This window comes from Methanosarcina baikalica, from assembly GCF_031461075.1.
GTDB classification, from domain to species: domain Archaea; phylum Halobacteriota; class Methanosarcinia; order Methanosarcinales; family Methanosarcinaceae; genus Methanosarcina; species Methanosarcina baikalica.
Genome location: NZ_JAVKPK010000001.1, coordinates 110,116 through 132,276, shown reverse-complemented (window position 1 = coordinate 132,276; position 22,161 = coordinate 110,116). Strand labels below are relative to the sequence as shown.

General features: G+C 39.5%; 18 protein-coding genes and 1 pseudogene. 7 read left to right on the top strand and 12 right to left on the bottom strand.

The window, feature by feature from the left end; genetic code table 11:
* The first annotated feature begins 105 nt into the window (after positions 1-105).
* The 4 genes from RG963_RS00555 (at position 106) to RG963_RS00540 (ending at position 2,123) form a co-directional block, all read left to right on the top strand.
* Positions 106-879 (top strand): energy-coupling factor transporter transmembrane component T family protein, encoded by a 774-nt coding sequence (locus RG963_RS00555; protein ID WP_310574322.1) that lies wholly within the window; start codon positions 106-108, stop codon positions 877-879.
* 191 nt (positions 880-1,070) lie between these two features.
* Positions 1,071-1,223, top strand: coding sequence for an ArsR family transcriptional regulator (locus tag RG963_RS00550; protein WP_310574321.1), 153 nt, complete (start codon positions 1,071-1,073; stop codon positions 1,221-1,223).
* A gap of 81 nt (positions 1,224-1,304) precedes the next feature.
* The gene (locus RG963_RS00545; RefSeq protein WP_310574320.1) at positions 1,305-1,577 is read left to right on the top strand and encodes a hypothetical protein; all 273 of its coding nucleotides are present in this window, start codon (positions 1,305-1,307) and stop codon (positions 1,575-1,577) included.
* Between the two features lie 69 nt (positions 1,578-1,646).
* Entirely contained in the window at positions 1,647-2,123 is a 477-nt protein-coding gene (locus tag RG963_RS00540) for a PspC domain-containing protein (protein ID WP_310574319.1), read from the top strand.
* 325 nt (positions 2,124-2,448) lie between these two features.
* On the opposite strand, the gene fdhD is transcribed toward RG963_RS00540, so the two are convergent.
* The 3 genes from fdhD to RG963_RS00525 all read right to left on the bottom strand — a co-directional run bounded on the left by fdhD (position 2,449) and on the right by RG963_RS00525 (position 5,751).
* Complete coding sequence (fdhD, locus tag RG963_RS00535) at positions 2,449-3,297, bottom strand: formate dehydrogenase accessory sulfurtransferase FdhD (protein WP_310574318.1); 849 nt, start codon at positions 3,295-3,297, stop codon at positions 2,449-2,451.
* Between the two features lie 418 nt (positions 3,298-3,715).
* A complete protein-coding gene (locus tag RG963_RS00530) occupies positions 3,716-4,735 on the bottom strand; it encodes a hypothetical protein (protein ID WP_310574317.1) in 1,020 nt (339 codons plus the stop codon).
* 41 nt (positions 4,736-4,776) lie between these two features.
* Complete coding sequence (locus tag RG963_RS00525; RefSeq protein WP_310574316.1) at positions 4,777-5,751, bottom strand: type IV pilin N-terminal domain-containing protein; 975 nt, start codon at positions 5,749-5,751, stop codon at positions 4,777-4,779.
* A 298-nt stretch (positions 5,752-6,049) separates the two neighbouring features.
* Between RG963_RS00525 and RG963_RS00520 the strand changes: the two genes are divergently transcribed.
* Positions 6,050-6,556, top strand: a complete 507-nt coding sequence (locus RG963_RS00520; protein WP_310574315.1) for a type IV pilin — start codon at positions 6,050-6,052, stop codon at positions 6,554-6,556.
* Between the two features lie 674 nt (positions 6,557-7,230).
* A protein-coding gene (locus RG963_RS00515; protein ID WP_310574314.1) for an IS1 family transposase occupies positions 7,231-7,913 on the top strand; the annotation gives its coding sequence in 2 pieces (ribosomal slippage) (positions 7,231-7,551 and positions 7,554-7,913; 681 coding nt in all).
* 401 nt (positions 7,914-8,314) lie between these two features.
* On the opposite strand, the gene RG963_RS00510 is transcribed toward RG963_RS00515, so the two are convergent.
* Together RG963_RS00510 and RG963_RS00505 are read right to left on the bottom strand one after the other, a co-directional pair.
* The gene (locus RG963_RS00510; protein ID WP_310574313.1) at positions 8,315-10,300 is read right to left on the bottom strand and encodes a type II secretion system F family protein; all 1,986 of its coding nucleotides are present in this window, start codon (positions 10,298-10,300) and stop codon (positions 8,315-8,317) included.
* Positions 10,297-11,988, bottom strand: coding sequence for a type II/IV secretion system ATPase subunit (locus RG963_RS00505; RefSeq protein WP_310574312.1), 1,692 nt, complete (start codon positions 11,986-11,988; stop codon positions 10,297-10,299). The genes RG963_RS00510 and RG963_RS00505 overlap by 4 nt, the downstream gene beginning before the upstream one ends.
* Positions 11,989-12,299: 311 nt before the next feature.
* Between RG963_RS00505 and RG963_RS00500 the strand changes: the two are divergent.
* A pseudogene (locus tag RG963_RS00500) lies at positions 12,300-12,424 on the top strand (RNA-guided endonuclease TnpB family protein); the annotation flags it as partial.
* A gap of 107 nt (positions 12,425-12,531) precedes the next feature.
* On the opposite strand, the gene RG963_RS00495 reads toward RG963_RS00500, so the two are convergent.
* The 7 genes from RG963_RS00495 to RG963_RS00465 all read right to left on the bottom strand — a co-directional run bounded on the left by RG963_RS00495 (position 12,532) and on the right by RG963_RS00465 (position 22,139).
* Entirely contained in the window at positions 12,532-13,713 is a 1,182-nt protein-coding gene (locus RG963_RS00495; RefSeq protein WP_310574311.1) for a cysteine desulfurase, read from the bottom strand.
* 42 nt (positions 13,714-13,755) lie between these two features.
* On the bottom strand, positions 13,756-13,911 hold the full coding sequence (locus tag RG963_RS00490) for a hypothetical protein (RefSeq protein WP_310574310.1): 156 nt from the start codon (positions 13,909-13,911) through the stop codon (positions 13,756-13,758).
* A complete protein-coding gene (locus tag RG963_RS00485) occupies positions 13,908-14,222 on the bottom strand; it encodes a hypothetical protein (protein ID WP_310574309.1) in 315 nt (104 codons plus the stop codon). The genes RG963_RS00490 and RG963_RS00485 overlap by 4 nt, the downstream gene beginning before the upstream one ends.
* Before the next feature lie 147 nt (positions 14,223-14,369).
* Positions 14,370-14,918 carry a DUF531 domain-containing protein gene (locus RG963_RS00480; RefSeq protein ID WP_310574308.1) on the bottom strand — a complete coding sequence of 183 codons (549 nt, stop codon included), beginning with the start codon at positions 14,916-14,918 and terminating at the stop codon, positions 14,370-14,372.
* 256 nt (positions 14,919-15,174) lie between these two features.
* Positions 15,175-17,085, bottom strand: coding sequence for a PKD domain-containing protein (locus RG963_RS00475; protein WP_310574307.1), 1,911 nt, complete (start codon positions 17,083-17,085; stop codon positions 15,175-15,177).
* A 649-nt stretch (positions 17,086-17,734) separates the two neighbouring features.
* A complete protein-coding gene (locus tag RG963_RS00470; protein WP_449566831.1) occupies positions 17,735-19,108 on the bottom strand; it encodes a PKD domain-containing protein in 1,374 nt (457 codons plus the stop codon).
* A 460-nt stretch (positions 19,109-19,568) separates the two neighbouring features.
* Entirely contained in the window at positions 19,569-22,139 is a 2,571-nt protein-coding gene (locus RG963_RS00465) for a PKD domain-containing protein (RefSeq protein ID WP_310574305.1), read from the bottom strand.
* Between the last annotated feature and the right edge of the window lie 22 nt (positions 22,140-22,161).

Below are 22,161 nucleotides of genomic sequence, written 5' to 3'. Positions count from 1 at the left end.
TTGTTGAAGATTAATGTGATCGACAAAGTGCTAAATTTATTTTAAACAGGAAGCACCTGAATAAAATTTCTGAAAAATACTTTAAAAAGACAAATACGAGGAAACATGCAGGAACCTTTTTTCAGTTATGTTCCTGGGGCTTCCATTCTCCATCGGCTCGACCCCAGAACAAAAATTGCAGCAGTAATGCTACTTGGAATTCTGGCGTTCAGGGTTGAGAATTTTACAGGAATTGGGTCTCTTTTCGTGCTTTTCTTTGCCTTCGCTTCGCTTTCAGAGTTACCAATGAAGGTGTTTTTAAGGGCAGTCAGGCCTATGGTCCTGTTTATGATTTTCATATTTCTCGCGCAGCTATTTTTCACCGATGGAAGAGCTTTTGCTTCATTCTGGGTCCTGCAGCCTAGTCTGGAAGGACTGGATAAAGGGCTTAAGCTTGTTGCCCGGTTCATACTTTTGCTGCTTTTTGCAGCCCTTCTTACAGCCAGTACGGATCCTTCTGCAATCACCTGTGGCATAGAAAGAATGCTCAGACCTCTACCTCTACGCTGGCTGGGAATCAGCTCCTTTGAGCTTGCTACAATGATGAATATCTCTATAGCGTTTCTTCCTCTTCTTTTCGAGAGAGTTGAGCGGACAAAAGCAGCACAGGCTGCAAGGGGAATGGATTTTGTAAAGAATCCTTTCCATTCAGTTCCTGCCCTTGCCATTCCCCTGCTCAGGGGTGTAATCAGGGACGCGGAAGAACTGGCCCTCGCAATGGAGAGCAGAGGTTATCAGGGAATACGCAGAACCTCAATGCATGAGCTTTCCATGCAGAAAAGAGACTGGAAAGCCCTATTTATCCTTGTACTTATTGCCATCCTAATTCTTAGCCTCTAAAAACAAGTAATGAAAAGGTTTTAAGATAAAATAACGACTTTTATAGTCTCTTCAATTGCCGCAGCCATCAAAGAGATATTGGTATATGATCAGTTGTTCATGTAATCATACAAAATAACTATGAAAGAGTGAACACAAAGCAGATATGAAACCTGCTGCAAACGGTTCCTGATGCAGAAAATATCTCTTTGATGGCTGCGGTTTTTCAGGCGCTCCAGTTCGATACTCGCCTGAAGGTCCTTTTTTTGTTAAGGCAAAAAGAGATGTGTGTTTGCGAACTCGAACAGGTTCTCGATGTCACTCAGCCCGCAGTCTCTCATGGCCTCTGCACCTTCAGGGCTTGACTTTGTGAGAGTCAGAAGGGAAGGAAAATTTACTGTTTATTACATCGTAGACGAGCAGGTCCGGCGACCAATGCAGCAACTATGATGGTGGTTGCCCGTTTCCTGGGAAAACGTCAGGCAGCTCTTAATATGGTAGTGATTTCCCTCCGTACTCTCGGGGCAGGAACCCTGCTGGATCGGTTTTACCTGAAAGTAGGGGTTAGCGCAACTGCAATCATGGGAACCGCAAAAGAATTGCTTTCCGGAGACCTGAAGGTATTTTTGTGGTTTTACTGCTTCTTCTTATGTTATACGAAGTTTTCTTCAGGGAAACGGGATGCTGTTGTTCAGATAACCACTAAAATTAAAGGATGAAATAAGAATAATAAAAAAGGTAGAAAAAGTACCATAATAATATAAATCCTGGGGAATTAAATAGTCAATATGCAGGAAAATCCAGAATCTCAAGAAAAAAAGGAAAATAAAGAACATTTTTTTGAAGCTCCGGGAGAACTTAGAACTGGTTATACGGAGGAATCGTGGGCAAAACCTGAAGAAAAAATCGAAGAAAAAGAAGTCCGAACAGAGACCGGAGAAGATAAAGGGGAAGAGACCGGAGAAAAAGAAGTTCGAACAGAGGCCGGAGAAGTAAAAGGGGGAGAGTCCGGGGAAGAAAAAAGCACCATCTACACAATGAAGCGGCGGCTAACCAGGAGCAAGACCGACCGCAAGCTCTTTGGAGTCTGTGGCGGGTTAGGAGAATACTTTGATATTGACCCGACCTTCATAAGGCTCGCTTTTGCAGCCCTTGTTCTGGAAGGAATCGGCATTGTCATATATATTATCCTGGCAATAATCATGCCTCCGGAAGAGAGCGTTGAGATGGTTTCCAGCACTCGGCGCAGCAATCTCCAAAGATGAAATTTTAACCAAGCTGGAGAAAACGTCTGGACAAGCTGGATGCAGCCGATTTCCTGAGTCATCTGTTATAGACTGGGCAAATCTTTCATAGCTGATGTCTATCTCTTTCCCAGGCAGAAGAAATAATATTATAATGGATTACATACGTGACTTTCTTTTTTTGGGGGATTATTTTTTTTAGTTTTCTCCTTTTTCAGCGTTTAAATTTGATTTTAGAGCTTCTACGGTTTTGGAATCAATAACAGTGCGCCTTCTGGTAAAAGCTAAAGCTATGCTAAAAGCCGTTTTACATATAAATGAAAATGAGCGATTTTTTAGCGGATTCTCACCGTTTGGTTTTTACCCGCCATTCACTGGCAAAGATGAGCATCGATTCTTTTCTGAGCTGGCCTATGAGGCACACGTTTGTGTTTTTTGCGGCTTCAACGCCTGAATCGAAGGGCATGGCTTTGGTCGCGACAAGGGGAATTCCTGCCCTTGCCACTTTTGTGACCATATAGGCGGGCTGTCTGCCTGTAGAAAGCATATAATGTTGTGAGAGGTCAAGGCCCTTGAAAAAGGCGGATCCTACTGCTTTGTCTACGGCATTGTGCCTTCCGACATCAACAATCCGTACCGAAACTTTTCCTTTTATGTCTATCAGAGCTGCCAGATGAGTCCCTCTGGTAAGTTTGTATGTATCGGATTCTAGATGTCCTGTGCCTGCAAAAAGGACTTCAGGTTCGAAAACAGAGGCCGAATCGACAAAGATTTCTTTGCTGACCTTTTCTTCTTTTTCAGCTTCTTTGGCTGTTTTGGTACGAAGGAGTTGCTTATCTTTTCGGGTCAGAATATTAACTTCATTCCCTTCAACTTCGACGCTTTCAATCCCCCTGAAACTGACAATTCCTTCTGTGATCAGGTGCCCGACTGCAAGCTCTTTGAGTTCGAGTGGGGAAGCAAAGAGCGTCGTAAAAAGTTTTCCGTCAAGAAAAAGTTTAACAGGGCATTCTCTTGCGAGCAGCACTTTAATATCTTCGGTCCTGCCGTCGGAATAAATTCTTGTTGCAGGGTAATAAGTTGCGTATTTTTCAGGCATATGGATCTCTTTTTTCCAGCTTATCCGATTTTTCGGTGTAAGTGGGTATAGAATCCATATGCCTTTTTCTTTTCCGTCAGTGAAGGCAGACTGCAAGATAGTTGATATTCATTTTTATGTTTTTTCATTTTCGGCGTTATTTAATACATTGAGAAATTATGCACGCTTCAACCGTTATATTTTAAATCCAGTCTGTGAAATAAAAAAATTAAAACTTTATCAGGCTCCGACTTCTGTATGTATCATCACTTTACTCACATGGAGCCTTTCAAGTTTTTTGCTGCTGCCGGGAAGGAATGAGAAACGCACGGAGTTGGAATCAGGGAGATATTCAATCTTATAATCCTTTTCGTATTTTAACCCTCTATCCTGCGCATTTTCATTGAAGTATGCAAACCAGGCATCTAAGGTTCTTTTCCAAATCCTGAGATTGTAATTCTTTTCGTTTTTTCGCTTATATTTTTTCTCTCGATTTCTAAGTATCCCTTATTTTTTCCTTTAATTTCCTCTCTATTCAGTTTAAGCCAATTTCAGGCTCGGCCTTGATTTCGGTTTCGCTTATATATAATCTTTTTATCTCCAATGTTGATTCATTTTCACTTGCTGGATCTGATATTTCAGGGAAAATTAAGTGTACATTTTTGCTTTCATTCGTAAGGTTGTATTTGTCCTGGCTTATTCCTGCATTTTCCATTATTTTTTCAAAATAAAGCTCCCAGACTTTGGGATATTCTGTGGTAATTGTTAACACAAATCTGTCTATGTTCCCTGAGCTTTTTATCTCACTATCATAGAGAGGTTGGTAACCGATTCCTGTCAGGCGAAGAGAACACCGACTATTTGAGGAAATAATATCTGGGGGAATATAGGGTTTCTGCAAAACCCTTATGGCGTTTATCGAAACATCATAATTCGAAACATTATTTTCATTGGTCGATACATTGGAAAAAAGAATAGAAGGGTAGAGCATCATGACTGCCTGGTCTTTCTGTTTAAGGATCAGGGCTCCGTTTTCATAACTGAAAACCTGATCTACATAATATCTGTTTTGGGAACTGTAATTAATGGTGCCGCAGTTGATAGATTGGAAGTAAGGCTCATCGTCCTCAGGGTTTACTATTATGCTCATAACGTACCTATCCTTATTTACAGCAAGATTCCCACTGGATTTTATAGAGTCTATAAACGGAATCTCTCCACCGCCCATATGGAAAGGCACATTCATAACTAGCGGAGGAGCTAAGGAACTTGGATTCGAAGAGTTGATGTATGAGGAATTAGAGTTTAAAGCCAGGATGGTTGACATCATATCAATTTTTGACTTAAGATCTGCCATATCCTCCCCTATATCATCCATATGAGAGTACTCGGCATCATTTTTCCACTCCGGAACAGCATCTATCCGTATGATGGCAAACACCGTAAATATAATTCCTAGAAGTAATACTGCCCCAATAACAGTTGCTGTTGCAGACTCCGAACGGAAAAAAGATCTTCTTTCTGACTCATTTTTATATCCATTATTTTTCTTCATTTCTTGTTGACCCCCTTGCCTCAGCCTCCTACCTTCCGAAATTACAACTCTATATGAACCCCTATGAAGTCAATTTCATAAAACTTTTCATTCTGTTCATCTGGATCATGTTCATCTGGATTTTCTGTGGCTGAAAACCTAACTTTGAGATTTTCAAGTTTTTCAGAAGCATTAACATATGAAGTTATTTCGTAAATATTTGAATTACTGTTCTTGCAATCATCGAAGCTGCTATAGTTTTTCATTTTGGGACCTATCTGCGTCCAATCAGAGCCATTATATATCGAAAGCGGAATCTCATCCGGGCTGCAGCCCTGGGATCGGTAAATTACTTTCAACTTTACTGGCTTTGAGGAATCTGAAATGCCTATTTCATCGGCGTCTATACCAAACGTGAACTCCTGGTATACTGATTCTGGTTTTTTCGGAACTTGCGCCTTTATAAAAAGCCCGTCGTTCATCCCATCAACTAATTCAGTGGGCAGGAATTTATTTGTAGAATTGTCGTAAACACTCCCGTATGGGCAAGGAGTTATCCAGTACGGGACTTTCGTAGGGCCTTGCTGGAGCGCTGTTCTCTGGATTACCTGCTGAGAAGGCATGTCCACAAATAACATGTCTATATCAATCCCACTCTTGATGTTTTCGTTATTAATTACTATGCAATCCCCAAGCATGAAAACAGCATCGTCGGGGTCAGTGTCGTCTGGATCTTTGAAGTCGGACTTGTTGAATTCATACCGCTGCCCGTCAGCGATGAGTATTATTTTGATAGCTGACAGGTCAATAGCTTCTCCTCCACTGTGTGTGATATATACGCGATTGGTATTTGTATTGATATTTTCTCGTAGGTCAGTATGCGGAGTATGCTCCGGATTCAAGGCTCCATCTGAAAATACGGTTAAGGCTATTGTGGAAAAAGCTATAACGACTATACTCATCATGAGCAGTTGCCCATATACCTCTGAAACTGCCTTATAGTCCTTGCCAAGTGCTCTGCATTTTTTACCCTCCACGACAAGAATCACCTTCTACAAATTTGTTGCCTGACTCCCTAAAATGTTGCTAATTGAATATCAACCTGACTGTCTAAGAAAAGTTATTTAATGTAGAGTTGATAATTATTATCTTGGTAAAAAAGTTGATTAAAAAATGTAAATTATACTCAAAACATTCAGCAAAAATTTATATAGAAATGAAGGGTACAATGGTATAAAGTTAAATCTCAAAAACTGTTTAAGTATGTATTTCAGGTGTTAAAAGTATCTGGCAGGCTGTCCTGTCCGAATACCTTTAATCAGGAGGGAGAAACATATGGATTTCACGAAATGGTTTAAAAATACTCACGCAGTTTCCCCGGTTATCGGTGTCATCCTGATGGTTGCAATAACCGTCATCCTCGCCGCCGCAATCGGATCTTCCGTTTTTGGACAGGGACCTGCAAAATCCGCACCGCAGGCGAACCTCGATATTAAAGCAGGACCTCTCGATATCACTGGATCTGTTGATATAGCAACTATAAGAATCGAACACCTTGGCGGAGACCCGATTCATTTCGAAGATGGTGCAATAACAAAAGTTATGGCATCCGTTGGGAGCGGTCAGTCTTATATAATTGGGGCTGCGAATAATGCTATTACCGCTACTCCTGCTGGTCTTGGCGTCTTTGGGGTAGGTTCTGTGAAGACGCTCAGGTTGACGGACACAGCTGGAGCAAATGCTTTTGGAGCTGAACCTAAATCTGGTGAGACTGTCCACATCAAAATCATTGATGTCCAGACCAATCAGCTTATCTGCGATACTGATATAAGGATCCCATAAAAACAATTTAAGCACCTGTTTAAGGTGCTTTTTCCTCTTTCTTTACTTAACTTGTTTTTATCTTGAATTCGTGCTTTCTTTTTCGATTCTCTTCGTATATTTTTTACTACTTTTTGCTGGATTATATCACTCTGGAAATGCGTTACAGTTAAATACTTCAGGTGCAGACTTTTACAGAATTACGTTAATTCCTTCAAGGCTCTGATGAGGTCAATTTTTAAGAATCGAATCTTGAATTACTATCTTCTTGGAAAAAGACTGGAGATAATGTCAATAATATTAAAAAGTAACTTCGTTAAACAGTTTATAATTTTCAAATTAAAAGATTATTCTTTTTTAGATTCAGTTTAAATTTGTTCTTTTATGATTTTTCCAGGTGGTGAATGATTCTGTCCCCTAAAAATCTTAAAATAAACTAAAAAATTTATGTTTTGAAACTAAATATTTTTATTAACCATATTAGGCCAGTTAATTTCAGTTAATTTCAGTTTTGATATAGGTATTGTAAAGCATTGTTTTGAGGACGATGACTTTATAGATGGAGATTTTTTCGGCATCAATGTAAAGATCTCGGCTTCCCAGTTCGTCCACAATAAAGAGTCAATATTTTTGTCTTTGATTTTTGGCATTGGTAAACAAAAATAGATATATATACTTATAACCTATATTTCTGCATGAATTGCCCAAAATGTAATAGTTCCAGTCACAAAAAGAATGGCATAGTTGGCGGGCGTCAACGGTACAAATGCTCTGATTGTGGCTATAACTATACAGTAGAGCTGAAATCAACTGCTTTTTCCGCTTCTGTAAAAAGACAGGCTTTACAACTCTACCTTGAAGGATTGGGCTTTCGCTCAATAGGACGATTTTTAGGGGTAAGTCATGTTTCTGTCCAAAGATGGATAAAGAAATTTGGTAAGGAGTTAGAGGCTCTAAAAAGTGAAAATGAGATATCTATTGTTGAACTGGATGAAATGCATACTTACATCGGTAACAAAAAAAATATTGCTGGATCTGGATTGCTGTTGATAGAGTTGGGAAAAAGTTCATCAACTGCTCTTTTGGCAGCAGAGGAACAGAAACTGGAAAACTACTATGGGAAAAATTGAAGAAAAAATACATTGAAAAAGTGATGACAGATCACTGGAGAGCATATAAAGAGTTTCTTCCAGAAAAGATTCATACTCAATCAAAAGCAGAAACATTTACAGTTGAAGGATATAACAGCATATTGAGGCATTTTCTAGCAAGATTAAGAAGAAAGACAAAGTGTTATACGAAGAGTCTTGAAATGCTAAAGTACTCGGTTCTTCTATTGATGAAATACAGAAATAAAGAGTTAACTATTTTTAGCTAACAATACCTGATTTTTTTCAGTTCGGTTGAAGTTTCTATTTTCATTTAATCGAAGTCGATGGATTCCAGCCCCGCAGCTGTGCTGGACAAAAAAGACCGAAAGGTGCTATTCAGATTACTCGGGAATTATATATCCGTTTAGCACAACACATATCCACAGGACACCGTTTTTGGAAAAGAGAAATACTGTACATATATCGGCTGAGATTGTGATCTTCGTCTTCATGGAGATTAATAAATATGGTCGAGTTTTCAAAATAATTTTCCAGGCTTTTGTGTTTTCTACGCACTTTTGTTTCTACGGAGGTAATTTTGAACTATTGCTTATTCCCGTCAGGTCAAAAAGAAGGGTGAAATTGAGAGTTTTTTCCGGACCAGATCCGTCAACTTCTCAACACAGGGTCAAACAAACATGAAAACCAGGTAAGTAACTATCACCATGCTTACACTGTATTTCAGGCCCAAATACGCAGAACCCTGTCCCATCTTTCCGGCAATGAGCCCGGAAGTAAAAGCCTGTACCAGGGCTGAGTGGAACATGAGCATACTATACTCCTCGATATTGAAATATCCGTTTCCGACTCCTCCAGTCCCCCCTGCCTGGGAAGAGGTTGTGAATGCGGCAGTTTGCGGGAAGAAATTTGTGGCCAGGATATAGACTATGAAAAGGAAGACGAAGAAAGATACATAGATAGTGACTATATAGATTACCATTTGTGACGAGCGCTCTTTTTTCAGCCCTTCTTCGGTCTTAGCCTGTAAAGAAGTAATAGAGAGCACGCTTTTAAGATCATTTGTGGATTCATTTGCTTTTACGAGAATGTGAAGAATCCTGCTTGAAGAAGCTGTTCTGATATTGTTCTCAAGCTTCATAAGGGCTCTTGAAGTGGAAGTACCCCAGGAAACATCTTCTTTTAACTTCACAAGTTCTTTACTTAAGATACCCATTTTAGATTCTGCTATCATTTTTAAGGAATTTGAAAGCAAAATTCCAGAGTCATTCATGCTGGAAAGGTTCCTAAGCATATCAGGCATTCTTTCATCAATCTTGTGTATCCTCCAGGCCTTTATCTCATAAAAGATGATGAAGGGAATAAGGAGAATGACGGTGAAAATAATAATATAATCATCAATCAAGGTGGCCAAGTGTATGGTACTATTGCTTACATGGTCAAAATTTACATTCAACAAATGGCTAAAATTAATCTTGCCTGCAATCTTTTTTGGAAGATGGGAGAGATAATATAACCCAACCGGAACTGCGATGAAAAACGTGTATCTTGGTTCGTCCCGCAAAGTCCTGTAGGGATTGAACAGCATGCCTTTGATATGGAAGAGCTGTCTGTACAGCCTGTACTTTTTACTCCTCTCTTTCTCCTCCTCTTCAGTTAGCCCGGACTCAATCTCTGGAATATCGGAAAGGTTTATTGAAAAACTAGAAAATCTACCTTTCTTAGGATTAAAAGAAAGTTCCCCCACGGTATCGAGAAGTACCATATAAAGAAGAGTTGCAACAGGCACTATAACATAAATAAGCATGTAAAGGATCTGAGCTGAAGCCGGCTTGAAGAACTGGAGCATAACAAGGGTTACCATTATGAAAAGGGGCCCTGCAACGAGTGCTGTCACGTAGACTTCGGCAAGAACATCAAGCCTCTGTAATAGACTTCTGTTTGCCAGCTCTGCAGTGTATTGATATTGATCAGCCTTGCTTTTTATGTACTCGTTTATGGTTCCGCTACTTGAAACAATAATTAATCCATCAACAAAATCCTTAAAAACATCTGAGGAGGTACGTTCTTTGGCAGATTTAAGAGCGCTTATAAAGTCTTTTCCAAGGTAATCCATGTCCCTTACAATATAGGATATTTCTTCCGCACTTGCGCCAAATATATGGGTATACCTGTTCAGAGATCTGAATACATCATAAACCGACATCCCTCCTTTTGTCAGAGCATACATGTAAGTTATTGCCGGAAGCATGGATCTATCTATACAGGCACACCGGTTATTTGTCTGAAAATAGGGATAAATGTATATCAGGAAAAATACGATAAGAAAACATGTAACAAACACTAAAAGGGCGGTTAGGATTGCAAGAAGATAAACATGTTCTCCTGCAAAACCAGCAATTTTAGAATCCACGAAAAGGCTAAGGCGGGAAATTGGGTCCCCAAAAGTTTTCAGTCCCAGCCATAAGCCGAAAATCCCTCCAAAAATTCCTACTATTATCGAATACATTAAGTCAGAGGCTAGGTACTGGTCTACTGTCATGGAGATGTGGGATTGGCGTATTTTTGCCTTCAAATCCTGAAAGCTTTCTTTATTTCTATAAAAAAGGTCTCCAAAAAATCTGTATGCCAATTCATCCACAGCAGTATAAATCATGCTCCCCCCTCTTGAGCAGCCATGTCCTCTGTCATACTCTGTAAGGTATCGTTTTCTATACATTCCATAACCATCTTCGGATAGCTCTGGTATGCCTGGACTACAATGGACACCTGGATGTAATTCCTTATGTTTTTTTCGTACATATAGGTTAGAATTTTTCTTCGATTGTCCATTTCAATTCTCAACTGAGTGGTATCCCATCCTCGGGAATACATGATCTCCTGTATAGTGTGGGAATCCCCTACCTTGACGAAATAATCTTCTGAAGGTTCCCAATTGAAAAGCTCATTTATGCCAAGATCTCCTGTCTCAGGGTCAACATTAAGAACTTCAACGAGGCTTTGGGTTCTTCTCACTCTTTTCTCTCCTATGTATGCCTGCTTCTGAATGCAGAGTACATCAAGAGACTGCAACATGACATGAGGTACATTTATTGGCTCGTGCGTAAGCCTGTTTATAACAGTCTGTACATCTCCTGCGTGCATAGTTGAACTTGTTGCATGCCCTGTTGACATTGCCTGGAAAAGGGTAAGGGCTTCACTGCCTCTCACTTCACCCACAATGATGAAATCTGGACGCTGTCTGAGAGCAGCCCTTAAAAGGTCAAACATGGAAACTTCTCCGGTAGAGTCTCCGGCAAAACTTTGCCTTGCGATCCCGGAAACCCAGTTGTTGTGGTAGAGTAAGAGTTCCCTCGTGTCTTCGATAGAGACTATCTTGGCTGTAGAAGGCATGAATAGAGATGTAGCATTGAGCATAGACGTTTTCCCCGACGCTGTTCCTCCTGCAAAAAGAATATTGTGACCATTTTCGATAACCAGCCAGAGATATACGAGCATATCAAGGTCGCATGTCTCATAGCCGAGCAGGTCTATGGGAGTCATGGGGTCTTTCCTGAATTTACGGATAGTAAAAGAACTGCCTCTGGGGGTAATTTCTCTTCCTAATACAGCCTGAAGCCTCGATCCGTCCTGGAGTCTCGCATCCACTATTGGCTGGCTTACAGAGACATGTTTGTTATTCAACTGGCACATTTTAATTACAAGGGAATCAAGTTCCTCGTCTTTAAAAGAAATATTACTTTCAATATTGAGATATCTTGTATGATAAATATAAAGGGGAACTTCTGCCCCATCGCATGAAATATCCTCTATATAAGGATCATAAAGAAGGGAATTTATTTTTTCGTAGCCTAGAAGGTTTCTTCTAAGATAATAAATAATTTTTTGGAGTGCCGATGCCGAAATTCCAGCTTTATAGCTTTCAAGGAGGAAGAGGGCTTTATCCACAAGAAATGTATCCTTTTCAAATTTGGAAGTTGTAGAACCCAGAATCAGTATATCCTGAAAATCCTCATAAATTCTCTCAAGGAGTTCCTTCTCAAACTTTGTGAGTGAAGGTTCAACAAGCCTATAATGTCTTGTTCTGCGGTCTTCCAGAATCGATACAAAAGTGTAAGGTTCCTGAAGCCAGTATCTTTCGATTTCTTTTAACTCATCAGGCACTATAAACTCTACAAGGGGCCCTTCTTTTTCCTGATTATAATCTGGCAGAGTCCTCAAAGGCTTATCAAAGTAAGCTCTTGCTTTTTTTAAGATCTCTGATATGGAGTTATTGTCGCCTTTTTTCCCCAATAATTCCGAAAGAAATTTGTTTTTAGCTAGTATTTCTTTTACTTCATCCATATGCTCTCCCCAAATTTTCTAATAAAGTTGTATAAGATCAAACCATTATAAAAACCTTCTATTATCTGCTTTCAGAAATATATTTTAACATCAGTTATATTTGGCATTTAACTTTTTTCTAGCTTTTTACTTGATTACACATTTCATTTCAAAAAATCTATATGAGTTTAATTAAAAAGTACACTATTATATTTCTTTCTTTGATGAAAATTAAAGATATCTATATCCCTATTCAGATGAAATAATTTATAATATTTATGTGGAATTATTAATTAACTTTAAAACAATATTTCGTAACAAAGTTGGTTCCATCCTCCGATCTAACCTTGAAAGGTAGAGAATAGGAATATCCTGATTGCAAAAAAAGCAAGATAGAGATATTAATGCCGCAATCAATATCAAGAAATTCGCACTTATAGATCAAAATCTAATTTGATACCTCCAGAGCGTGGGGAAGACCTTGCAACTTGTGAACAAAAGTTCAGGGGATAAAGCAAGAAGCCCCTAAGTTTTTAGCTTAGGGTAGTTCACAGCAGTCATCTTTCAGCAAACAAGAGCCTTGAGTCCTGCAACTGCATTTACCAATATATCCACTTCTTCTTTTGTATTATATAATGCAAAAGAAGCTCTTACAGTGCTGTCCACTTTCAGAAAGCGAGTAATTGGAATTGCACAGTGATGTCCGCTCCTGACACAAATTTTTCTGGTTTGGTCAAGGATCAGAGCAACATCATGGGCATGAAGCCCTTTTACATTAAAGGGTACTATTCCTCCCCTGTCTTCAGGCCCGTAAACTTCCACATGCTCGAGTTCGGAGAGCCTTTTTGCAGCCTCCCTGGACAACTTAATTTCGTGCGTTTCGATTTCCGAAACCCCTATTTTTTCCACATATTCTACTGCTCTTCCTAACGCTATAACTCCTGGAATATTTGGGGTGCCTGCTTCAAAACAGGCTGGGGAAGGTTCCAGGACGTAGGTGTACCCCTCAACATCCGAAATCGTACCTCCTCCAACTGAGGCACTTTCGAGCATGTCTGGTTCTTTAATATAGAGTACGCCAGTGCCCTGCGGTCCAAGCAGGCCTTTATGTCCGGCAGTTGCAAAAAAATCACAACCAAGGTCTTTGAGGTTGACTGGAATATGTCCTGCGGATTGGGCACCGTCAATCAGGGTTTTTATACCATTTCTATGGGCAAGTTTCGTGATATTTTTTACATCCTGGATTGAACCGAAGACATTTGAAACCTGAGTTATTGCAACTAATCTGGTTTTCTCAGTGAAGGCATTCTCTATCATAGAGGTGTCTATTATGCCCTCATCGTCCGGGTTTACAACCGTGACATTTACCCCATTTTTATGCAGGCGCAGCCAGGGCAGGAGATTTGAATGGTGTTCGAGCAGAGTTGTAACAATATGGTCTCCAGCCTCCCAGGGATAACTGTTTGCAATAAGGTTGATTCCTTCAGTGGTATTTTTCGTAAAAACCGTCTTTGAAGCCTCTGCGTTTAAAAAACGGGCAACAGTTTCCCTCGCGTCCTCATAGTGGTTTGTGGTCTCCCTAGCCAGACGGTGTGCTCCTCTCCCATGATTACCAGCATACTTGTAAAAGTACTCGACCATTGCTTCAACTGCAGGTATCGGCGTCTGAGTAGTCGCTGTGCTGTCAAGGTACACAACTTCTTTTAAAACAGGGAAATCTTCGCGGACCGCATATACATCGTACATGCTTCTTTTTTAGGAATGAGAAATAAAAAAAGGTTGTGCAGGTTATTTACCCTGCATTCCGCCTATCATAAAGCGGTAAAGGTCTAATTCATCTGAGTCCAGGTTGTCAGTACAGCCTTTTACAACGGCATGATAACCGTCTTTGTGCTTATATCCATATTCTTTTCTTTTTCTGTATTCATGCTTTAATTCACTCATAGTTTTCCTCCTGTCTCTTCAATGTTTGCGCTTATATGCGGGTCAGAATCAGTCCTTCTGGAGACAAGCGCCCTGCAATCCGGGTTAAAGTTCCCTGCCTTTTCGGATACGGCCATTGAATGCAGGTGAGAATTCTCAATCCCTCCAGAATTTCTACAATCAAAGTCAGATTCTAAATCCTTCGGGATATGAATTCCTGCGTTAAGGTTAGAACTCCCAATCCTTCTGAATGAAGCCCTATAAGCAGGCCAGAATTCTATGTCCTTTGGGCTAAACCCCATAACAGCGCAACAAGCGTTGTTCTTACCCACAACAAAGTATTAATTGTCGTTTGTAATATATATTGATTCCGGAATTTCTTTTAAATTAACTTTAAATTTTTTGAATCAACCCCGATTTTTCGAGCGAGTAATGGAAATAGCCCTCGGTTTTTAATCTCTGGAAATCATGCACAAAATTTACTTTCTAGCTTCCAGGGTTGCCATCAGTCCTGAAAGATGGGCCGGAATCGCCCCTATAGCAGTACAGGTCTCAAGAGAAAGCCCTTTGTAGGTAATGTCAAGATGATATTTTCCTCTCTCAAAGAGTTCTTTGGGAAGCCCTTTATGCCCGAGTCCTACGAGAAACAGAAATGAGCGATTTCGAAGAGCTTCCTCAGCGATTTTTACAGGCAGAACCTGTCTTTTTGGGTCCGGTTTTGAGGTGGTGATCACTATTTCCCCAAACTGGGACGGGAACCCTTTCTTTGGAAGGTCTGATACAGACAGATGATTTTTTTCATAAAGAATTTTGAGATAACTCCCCGATTCCCCTATAGTGGTTTTTTCCATCACGAAAGCCACCAATTCTTCCGCAGTCATTTTAAAAGGAAAGTCGTAAAGGGCAAGGTGAAACCCAAAAGCGTGGCAGATCGGAGCAGCTCTCGCAATTGCCCGGTAATGCGCATCAAGAACTTTGATCTTATCATAGGTATTTACTATCCCAAGGGTGAGCATAAGGTGCTCCATTATTCTTTTTCGTAAAATAATGTTTCGTCAACCTTTAGGGTCTGTTTAAAACTTATTTTTGATACTTTTTAATAATTTTCAGGATTTTCAGTTATTGGAAGACGTATGCAAAATAATGGCCATTATATTCAACTAAAAAAAGTGATAAGTTTTGATTTTTCAGATTTGGTATATAACTCCCCCCACTACCCCTTAGCTTTTGCTTTTTTACCTGTTTTTCAATTTAAAGGTTATTTGCTTTTGGAAAATAGTGCTTTCATTTCTTTATTACTTTTATGTAATTTGCTTTTGTTGTTGTATTTATTCCATTCTTATTTTTTACTGTTAAGCTAACGGTATATGTTCCTGCTTTTTTGTAAATATGTGAAGGATTCTGAACTTTTGAAGCCTTTAAATCTCCAAAATCCCATTTCCATTTAGTAGGTGTGCCTATACTAGTGTCAGTAAAACTGACATTCAGAGGCGCGTTTCCAGAAATGGGAGTTGCAGAGAATGCAGCAACCGGGTTTGGTGGAGCTGCTGTCACTTTTATATAATTTGTTTTTGTTGTCGTATTACTGCCTGCAGCATTTGTTGCTTTTAAACTGACTGTGTAGTTTCCTGCTGCAGAATAAGTATGTGTTGTATTTTGCTGGGTTGAATTAGTTCCATCTCCAAAAGTCCATTTCCATTTCGTAGGAGTTCCTGAACTTTTATCAGTAAAGGCTACATTCAACGGTACATTTCCTGATGTGGCATCGCTGGTAAAACTTGCAACTGGCTTTATAATTGCTGTCACTTTTATGTAATTTGTTTTTGTTGTTGTATTGCTACCTGCAGCATTTGTTGCTGTAAGTGCTACTGTGTAAATCCCTACTTTGGAATAAGCATGTGTTGGATTTTTTACTGTTGAATTTGTTCCGTCTCCAAAAGTCCATTTCCATTTCGTAGGAGTTCCTGAACTTTTATCAGTAAAGGCTACATTCAACGGTACATTTCCTGATGTTACATTGCTGATAAAGTTTGCAACCGGTTTGGGTGGAGCTGCTGTCACTTTTATGTAATTTGTTTTTGTTGTTTTATTGCTGCCTGCAGCATTTGTTGCTGTAAGCACAACAGTATAGCTTCCCGCTGAAGAATACTTATGGATTGGATTTTGAACTGTTGAGTTTGTTCCGTCTCCAAAATTCCATGTCCAGGAAGTTGGTGTTCCTGTACTTGTGTCAGTAAACTGTACATATAGAGGAGCATAACCTTTTGTGACATTGCTGGTAAAACCAGGTACGGGTGGATTTTTTAGGGCAAACTTCTGAATGCGATCATTGTTCTTATCAGCAACATAAGCATTACCCGAAGAATCTACAGCAATATCTGCAGGGTCGTTGAATTGTCCATCGTTTGTTCCATAAGAACCCCATTGTGTTATATAATTGCCGTCACTGTCAAACTTCTGAATACGATCACTGCCTTTATCAGCTACATAAATATTGCCTGAAGAATCTACTCCAACACCTTGGATATAATTTAACTGTCCATCGCCGTTGCCAAAAGAACCTAATTGCATTAGATAATTGCCGTTACTGTCAAACTTTTTAATGCAATGATTACCATTGTCAGCAACATAAACGTTATCCAAAGAGTCTAAGACAACATCAACGGGATTATTAAATTGTCCATTGCTTACACCTTTAGTACCCCATTGCATCAAATAATTTCCATTGCTATTAAATTTCTCAATGCGATTATTACCGCTGTCGGAAACATAAACATTACCTGAAGAATCTACAGCTACACCACTCGGTTCTTTAAATTGTCCATTGCCACTACCACGAGAACCAAACTGTGTAATGACATTACCATTTCTGTCAAACTTCGCAATGTGGTTCCAAGTAGAATCCTCAATATAAACATCACCTGAAGAATCTACAGCAACACCATTTGCCTGAAATATTGATACATTACCAGTAGAACCCCACTGATTAATGAATTTTCCATTACTATTAAATTCCTGAACGCGAGCATTTTCCTTATCTGCAACATAAACATATCCAGATGGATTTGCAACAATAGCACATGGTCGATAAAATTGTCCAGCGCCATTGCCCGAAGAACCCCATTTAGTAACAAACGAGTAAGTTTCAGCGTGTGTAATAGAAGCACTCATTAATCCGAGAAAAAGGATAATCAAGCAGATTGACGTTATTCTGAACGTATCAGTTTGTTGATACTTTATTTTAAATTCCTCCTTTGTCTTTCTATTATTTTTTATATAAAAATATTAATAATTTAGACTTATCTACATTCTTAAACTTTCGTATTTGAATTGCACTTTTATAAAAATCATGTAATTTGGACTCAGTACCAAAATCTAGTGATGAATATAAAATTAAAAATCACTAGATTTTGTAATTGGTTACAATCCTTGTGATTCTACTTCTAGGTTAAAGTCTTTAGATATCGAATGTTAATTTTGATTGGAGGCTGAATTCTTCTTACGAATTCAGATTTTCAATCAAGAAATGCAAAAATCACTAGATTTTGGATCAGAGTCGTAATTTGAGAAAATTTATCTGGGGATAAGGATAGAAAAGAGACAAATCTGTGCAAAAATACCGGGTTGTATCAGCACAAAAAAGTAAGAGGAAGACTTTGAGCATCTTAAATTGACTTGAATAAGTTAAAAAATTGGATTGTGAGGATCAGTTACTGAAAATCGTAAAAAAGTACTTCAAATCTGACCAAAAAAGTGAAAGTACTCTTTTTGTCAGACTTGATCGATGATCCTCACTATCCTTTAGCCCTGAACTTTTTATCTGTTTTTCAATTGAAGCTATTCATTACTTTTTGGAGACTTTAATATATCCTGACATTGTTTTAGTGTTACTTCCGACAGCATTCTTTACTGTTAAACTAACAGTGTATTTTCCTGCCGCAGTATATTTATGTACAGGATTCTTGGCTGTTGAATATGTTTTATCTCCAAAACTCCATTTCCATGAAGTGGGTGTTCCTGTACTTTTGTCAGTAAATGTTACTTTCAGTGGGGCTTTCCCAGAGATTGGAGATGCAGAGAATGCAGCAACCGGGAAAGTGGAAAGGGTACCCATATAGATATCCGGGTTTCCATTCCGATAATCCTGCCACACTATCTTGTCACCATAGATATCTGGATAGAACTGATCCGATTTATCGGTAGTGTGACTTTCCTGGCGAGTGGCGAGATCGTACACATAGATATCGAAGTTTCCATTACGATCATCCATCCACGCTATCCTGTCGCCATAGATTGCAGGATAATATGAAGCTGATGGATTGGTGGTTATCCTTTTTTCCTTGGAAGTGGAGAGATCATACATGTAAATATCCCAGTTTCCATTGCGGTCATCCGACCACACTATCCTGTTACCGTAGATTGCAGGAAAGTTTTGACTTGATTCATTTGTGGTTATCCTTTTTTCCTTGGAAGTGGATAAATCGTACATGTAAATATCGGAGTTTCCATTGCGATCATCTTCCCATACTATCCTGTCACCGTAGATAGCTGGAGCGAAATGAAATGATTCGTCGGTGGTTATCCTTTTTCCCTTGGAAGTGGAAATGTCGTAAATATAAATGTTACCATAGTAGTTTTCATCGCGATAACCTGTCCAGACAATCTTGTTACCGTAGATTGCAGGTTCCCACGACCCTAATGTATCGGTGGTTATCCGAGTTTGCTTTTTAGTAGAAAGGTCTTGCATATATATTTCAGAGACTCCATTGCGATCATCTGTCCACACCACCCTGTTACCGTAGATATCAGGGCCCCACTGATGTGATGCATTGAGAGTAGAGATTTCCTTTTTAGTGGAGAGATCATATATGTAGATATCCCAGTTTCCATTACGAAGATCGTGCCATACGATCTTGTTACCATAGATAACCGGGCTCCACTGCTCTGACGTATTGGTGGTGATACGCTTTTCAGTAATCTTGGGTGCGGCAGCTTGTACAGATTCCGTGTCTGTAACAATTTCTTCACCAGATAACTCATCGGACAGAACCTCATCATCGGAGGGGTCCCCTGCTCCACTGGTGATACTCGGTAGGGTGGTGGTGCTCGGTGGATTTTGTCCAGAAGATGCCGATGCCATAGATGAGACGAGAATTAAAAATATAATCATGACTGTTGAAGCTAAAGCTATTGAATAAGCTTTTTCTTTATTTTTCATTTCTCCTTCCTCTTCTATCTTTTCCATTTATTTTAGTGCTTATTATTCCCCGGCGTTGTCAAAATAGAGCATTAATTTTGCTTGCAATTGGCTACCATCGCTAGACAACCTGGGAAACATTAAAAGCTTCTTTTCTTAAGATCCCAACTATTTGCAATGGTTGCTTAATTAATGAAGATATATCCTTATATAAAATACCTTTGAAACTTTTTAATTCCGGGTTGTTTCGGCACAAAAACGTAAGAGGAAGACTTTGAATCTCTCAAATTAACTTAAAATCAGTTAAGAAATTGGATTGTGAGAGTCAGTTACTGAAAATCGTAAAAAAGGTAGTTCTCAAATCTAACAAAAAAAGCGAAAACACTCTTTTTGTCAGACTTGATTTGTCAGACTTGATCGATGACCCTCACTATCCTTTAGCCTTGACCTTTTTATTGGTTTCTCATTTCATATATTCATATTATTTGGAGACTTTGATATATCCCGACATGGTTTTTGTGTTACTTCCGACAGCATTCTTTACTGTTAAGCTGACAGTGTATTTTCCTGCTGCAGTGTATTTATGTACAGGGTTCTTGGCTGTTGAATATTTTTTATCTCCAAAACTCCATTTCCATGAAGTTGGCGTTCCTGTACTTTTGTCAGTAAATGTTACTTTCAGTGGAGCTTTTCCTGAGGTCGGAGATGCAGAAAATGCAGCAACAGGTTTTGTCACAGTTGTAACATTTATGTAGTTGGACTTTTTTAGCGTATTACCGCCCGCCGCATTTTTTACTGTCAAGCTGATGGTATATTTTCCGGCTTTACTGTATGTATGTGTTGGGTTCTTGGCAGTTGAAGTTGTTTCGTCTCCAAAACTCCATTTCCATGAAGTAGGTGATCCTGTACTTTTGTCAGTAAATGCAACTACCAATGGTGAATATCCAGATGTTGGGAAAGCTGAGAAGGCAGCAACCGGAATTTGGGATACTCCCATAGACATCCCGACAGCGACCGGCCTGTTACCTACCTTCACATTGTCTGTGACTTTATTTGTTGCTGTGTCAATTACAGAAATATTATTACTGCCGGAATTTGCCACATATACCTTTTTTCCATCTGGTGTGACTGCAATTCCATTAGGGTTCTTTCCTACAGGTATCGTGGTAACCGTATTCGTTGCAGTGTCAATTACAGAAACAGTGTTTCTTTCGTAATACGTCACATATACTTTTGTTCCCGCCGGATTGACTGCAACTTCGTAAGGATGAGTTCCTACAGTCACTGTGGCTGTAACAGTGTTTGTAGCTGTGTCAATTACAGAGACAGTGTTGCTTTGTTCGTTCGCTACATATATCGTTGATCCATCCGAACTAACTGCAATTCCATAAGGCTGGGATCCTACAGGCACAGTGGCAGTAACATCATTTGTGGCTGTGTCAATTACATCAACATGGTCATCAGCCGCCTCCGTCACGTATACCTTTGATCCATCAGGATTAACTGCAACTTCAGCTGCATCACGTCCATCAATAGACTCAATGTCTGTAACCTTGTTTGTGGCGGTGTCAATTACTAAAATCTTGCTGCCGCTCTGGTCGCCACCCAGCATATATACCTTTTTTCCATCAGGGCTGACTGCACTTCCACGAACACTACCGTCGATTTTTATATATATGGTGTCTATAACCTTGTTTGTGGCTGCGTCAATTACAGAAACAGTATTGCTGCCGGAATTTGCCACATCCACATATACCTTTTTTCCATCTGGTGTGACTGCAACTCCACTAGGCCCATATACTACAGGCACTGTGGCTGTAACTTTGTTTGTTGCTGTGTCAATTACAGAAACAGTATTGCTTGCGTAGTTTGTAATATATGCATATGGCCCCGCTTGCGAAAGAGTGCCCATGTAGATATCGAAGTTTCCATTGCGATCATCCATCCACACTATCTTGTCACCATAGATATCTGGATAGTACTGATTTGATTTATCGGTAGTATGACTTTCTTGGTGAGTAGCAAGATCATACATGTAGATATCGAAGTTTCCATTGCGATCATCCATCCATACTATCCTGTCACCATAGATTGCAGGATAATATGACGCTGATGGATTGGTGGTTATCCGAGTTTCCTTGGAAGTTGAGAGATCATACGTGTAAATATCCCAATTTCCATTGCGATCATCCTGCCACATGATTCTGTTACCATAGATAGCAGGAGCCATCTGAGTTGATTCATTGGTTGTGATCTGACTTTCCTTTTTAGTGGAAAGGTTGTACATGTATATATCGCCGTTTCCATTGCGGTCGGAGTTTTTATCATTGCGATAATCTTCCCATACTATACTATTACCGTAAATTGCAGGAGAGTACGCTGATCCACTATCGGTGATCTGACTTTCCTTTTTAGTGGAAAGGTCGTATACATGAATATCGCTACCTCCTTCGTCACCGTAGTAAGAACCTTCCCAGACGATCTTGCTGCCGTAGATTGCAGGAAAGTATGCTGATCCAGGTTTGTTGATCTGAGTTTCCTTGGAAGTTGAGAGATCATAAATGTAAATATCCCAGATATTATCCATCCACACCACCTTGTTATCGTAGATATCAGGGCAGTACTGATCTGATTCATTGGTGGTAGTAGAAATTTCCTTTTTAGTAGAAAGGTCATATATGTAGATACCCACGTTTCCGTTACGATAATCTTCCCACGCGATCTTGTTACCATAGATAACAGGTTTCCACTGATCTGATGGATTGGTTGTGATCCTTTTTTCAGTAATCTTTGGCGCGGCAACTTGTATAGATTCCGTGCCTGTAACAATTTCTTCGCCAGATAACTCATTGAACACAACCTGGTCATCGGAGGAATCCCCTGCTCCACTGGTGATCTCCGGTAGGGCGATGGTGCGCGGATTTTGTTCAGGAGATGCTGATGCAATAGATGAGACGAGAATTAAAAATATAATCATGACTGTTGAGGCTAAAGCCATTGAATAAGCTTTTTCTTTATTTTTCATTTCCCCTTCCTCTTCTACCTTTTCCATTTGTTTTGGTGTTTATTCTTCT

Excerpts from the sequence above, each read along its gene's own strand:
- RG963_RS00555 (WP_310574322.1), top strand. The coding sequence starts at position 106 with ATGCAGGAACCTTTTTTCAGTTATGTTCCTGGGGCTTCCATTCTCCAT.
- RG963_RS00550 (WP_310574321.1), top strand. The coding sequence starts at position 1,071 with ATGGCTGCGGTTTTTCAGGCGCTCCAGTTCGATACTCGCCTGAAGGTC.
- RG963_RS00545 (WP_310574320.1), top strand. The coding sequence starts at position 1,305 with ATGATGGTGGTTGCCCGTTTCCTGGGAAAACGTCAGGCAGCTCTTAAT.
- RG963_RS00540 (WP_310574319.1), top strand. The coding sequence starts at position 1,647 with ATGCAGGAAAATCCAGAATCTCAAGAAAAAAAGGAAAATAAAGAACAT.
- RG963_RS00530 (WP_310574317.1), bottom strand. The coding sequence starts at position 4,735 with ATGAAGAAAAATAATGGATATAAAAATGAGTCAGAAAGAAGATCTTTT.
- RG963_RS00520 (WP_310574315.1), top strand. The coding sequence starts at position 6,050 with ATGGATTTCACGAAATGGTTTAAAAATACTCACGCAGTTTCCCCGGTT.
- RG963_RS00510 (WP_310574313.1), bottom strand. The coding sequence starts at position 10,300 with ATGATTTATACTGCTGTGGATGAATTGGCATACAGATTTTTTGGAGAC.
- RG963_RS00505 (WP_310574312.1), bottom strand. The coding sequence starts at position 11,988 with ATGGATGAAGTAAAAGAAATACTAGCTAAAAACAAATTTCTTTCGGAA.
- RG963_RS00495 (WP_310574311.1), bottom strand. The coding sequence starts at position 13,713 with ATGTACGATGTATATGCGGTCCGCGAAGATTTCCCTGTTTTAAAAGAA.
- RG963_RS00490 (WP_310574310.1), bottom strand. The coding sequence starts at position 13,911 with ATGAGTGAATTAAAGCATGAATACAGAAAAAGAAAAGAATATGGATAT.
- RG963_RS00480 (WP_310574308.1), bottom strand. The coding sequence starts at position 14,918 with ATGGAGCACCTTATGCTCACCCTTGGGATAGTAAATACCTATGATAAG.
- RG963_RS00470 (WP_449566831.1), bottom strand. The coding sequence starts at position 19,108 with ATGAAAAATAAAGAAAAAGCTTATTCAATAGCTTTAGCTTCAACAGTC.
- RG963_RS00465 (WP_310574305.1), bottom strand. The coding sequence starts at position 22,139 with ATGGAAAAGGTAGAAGAGGAAGGGGAAATGAAAAATAAAGAAAAAGCT.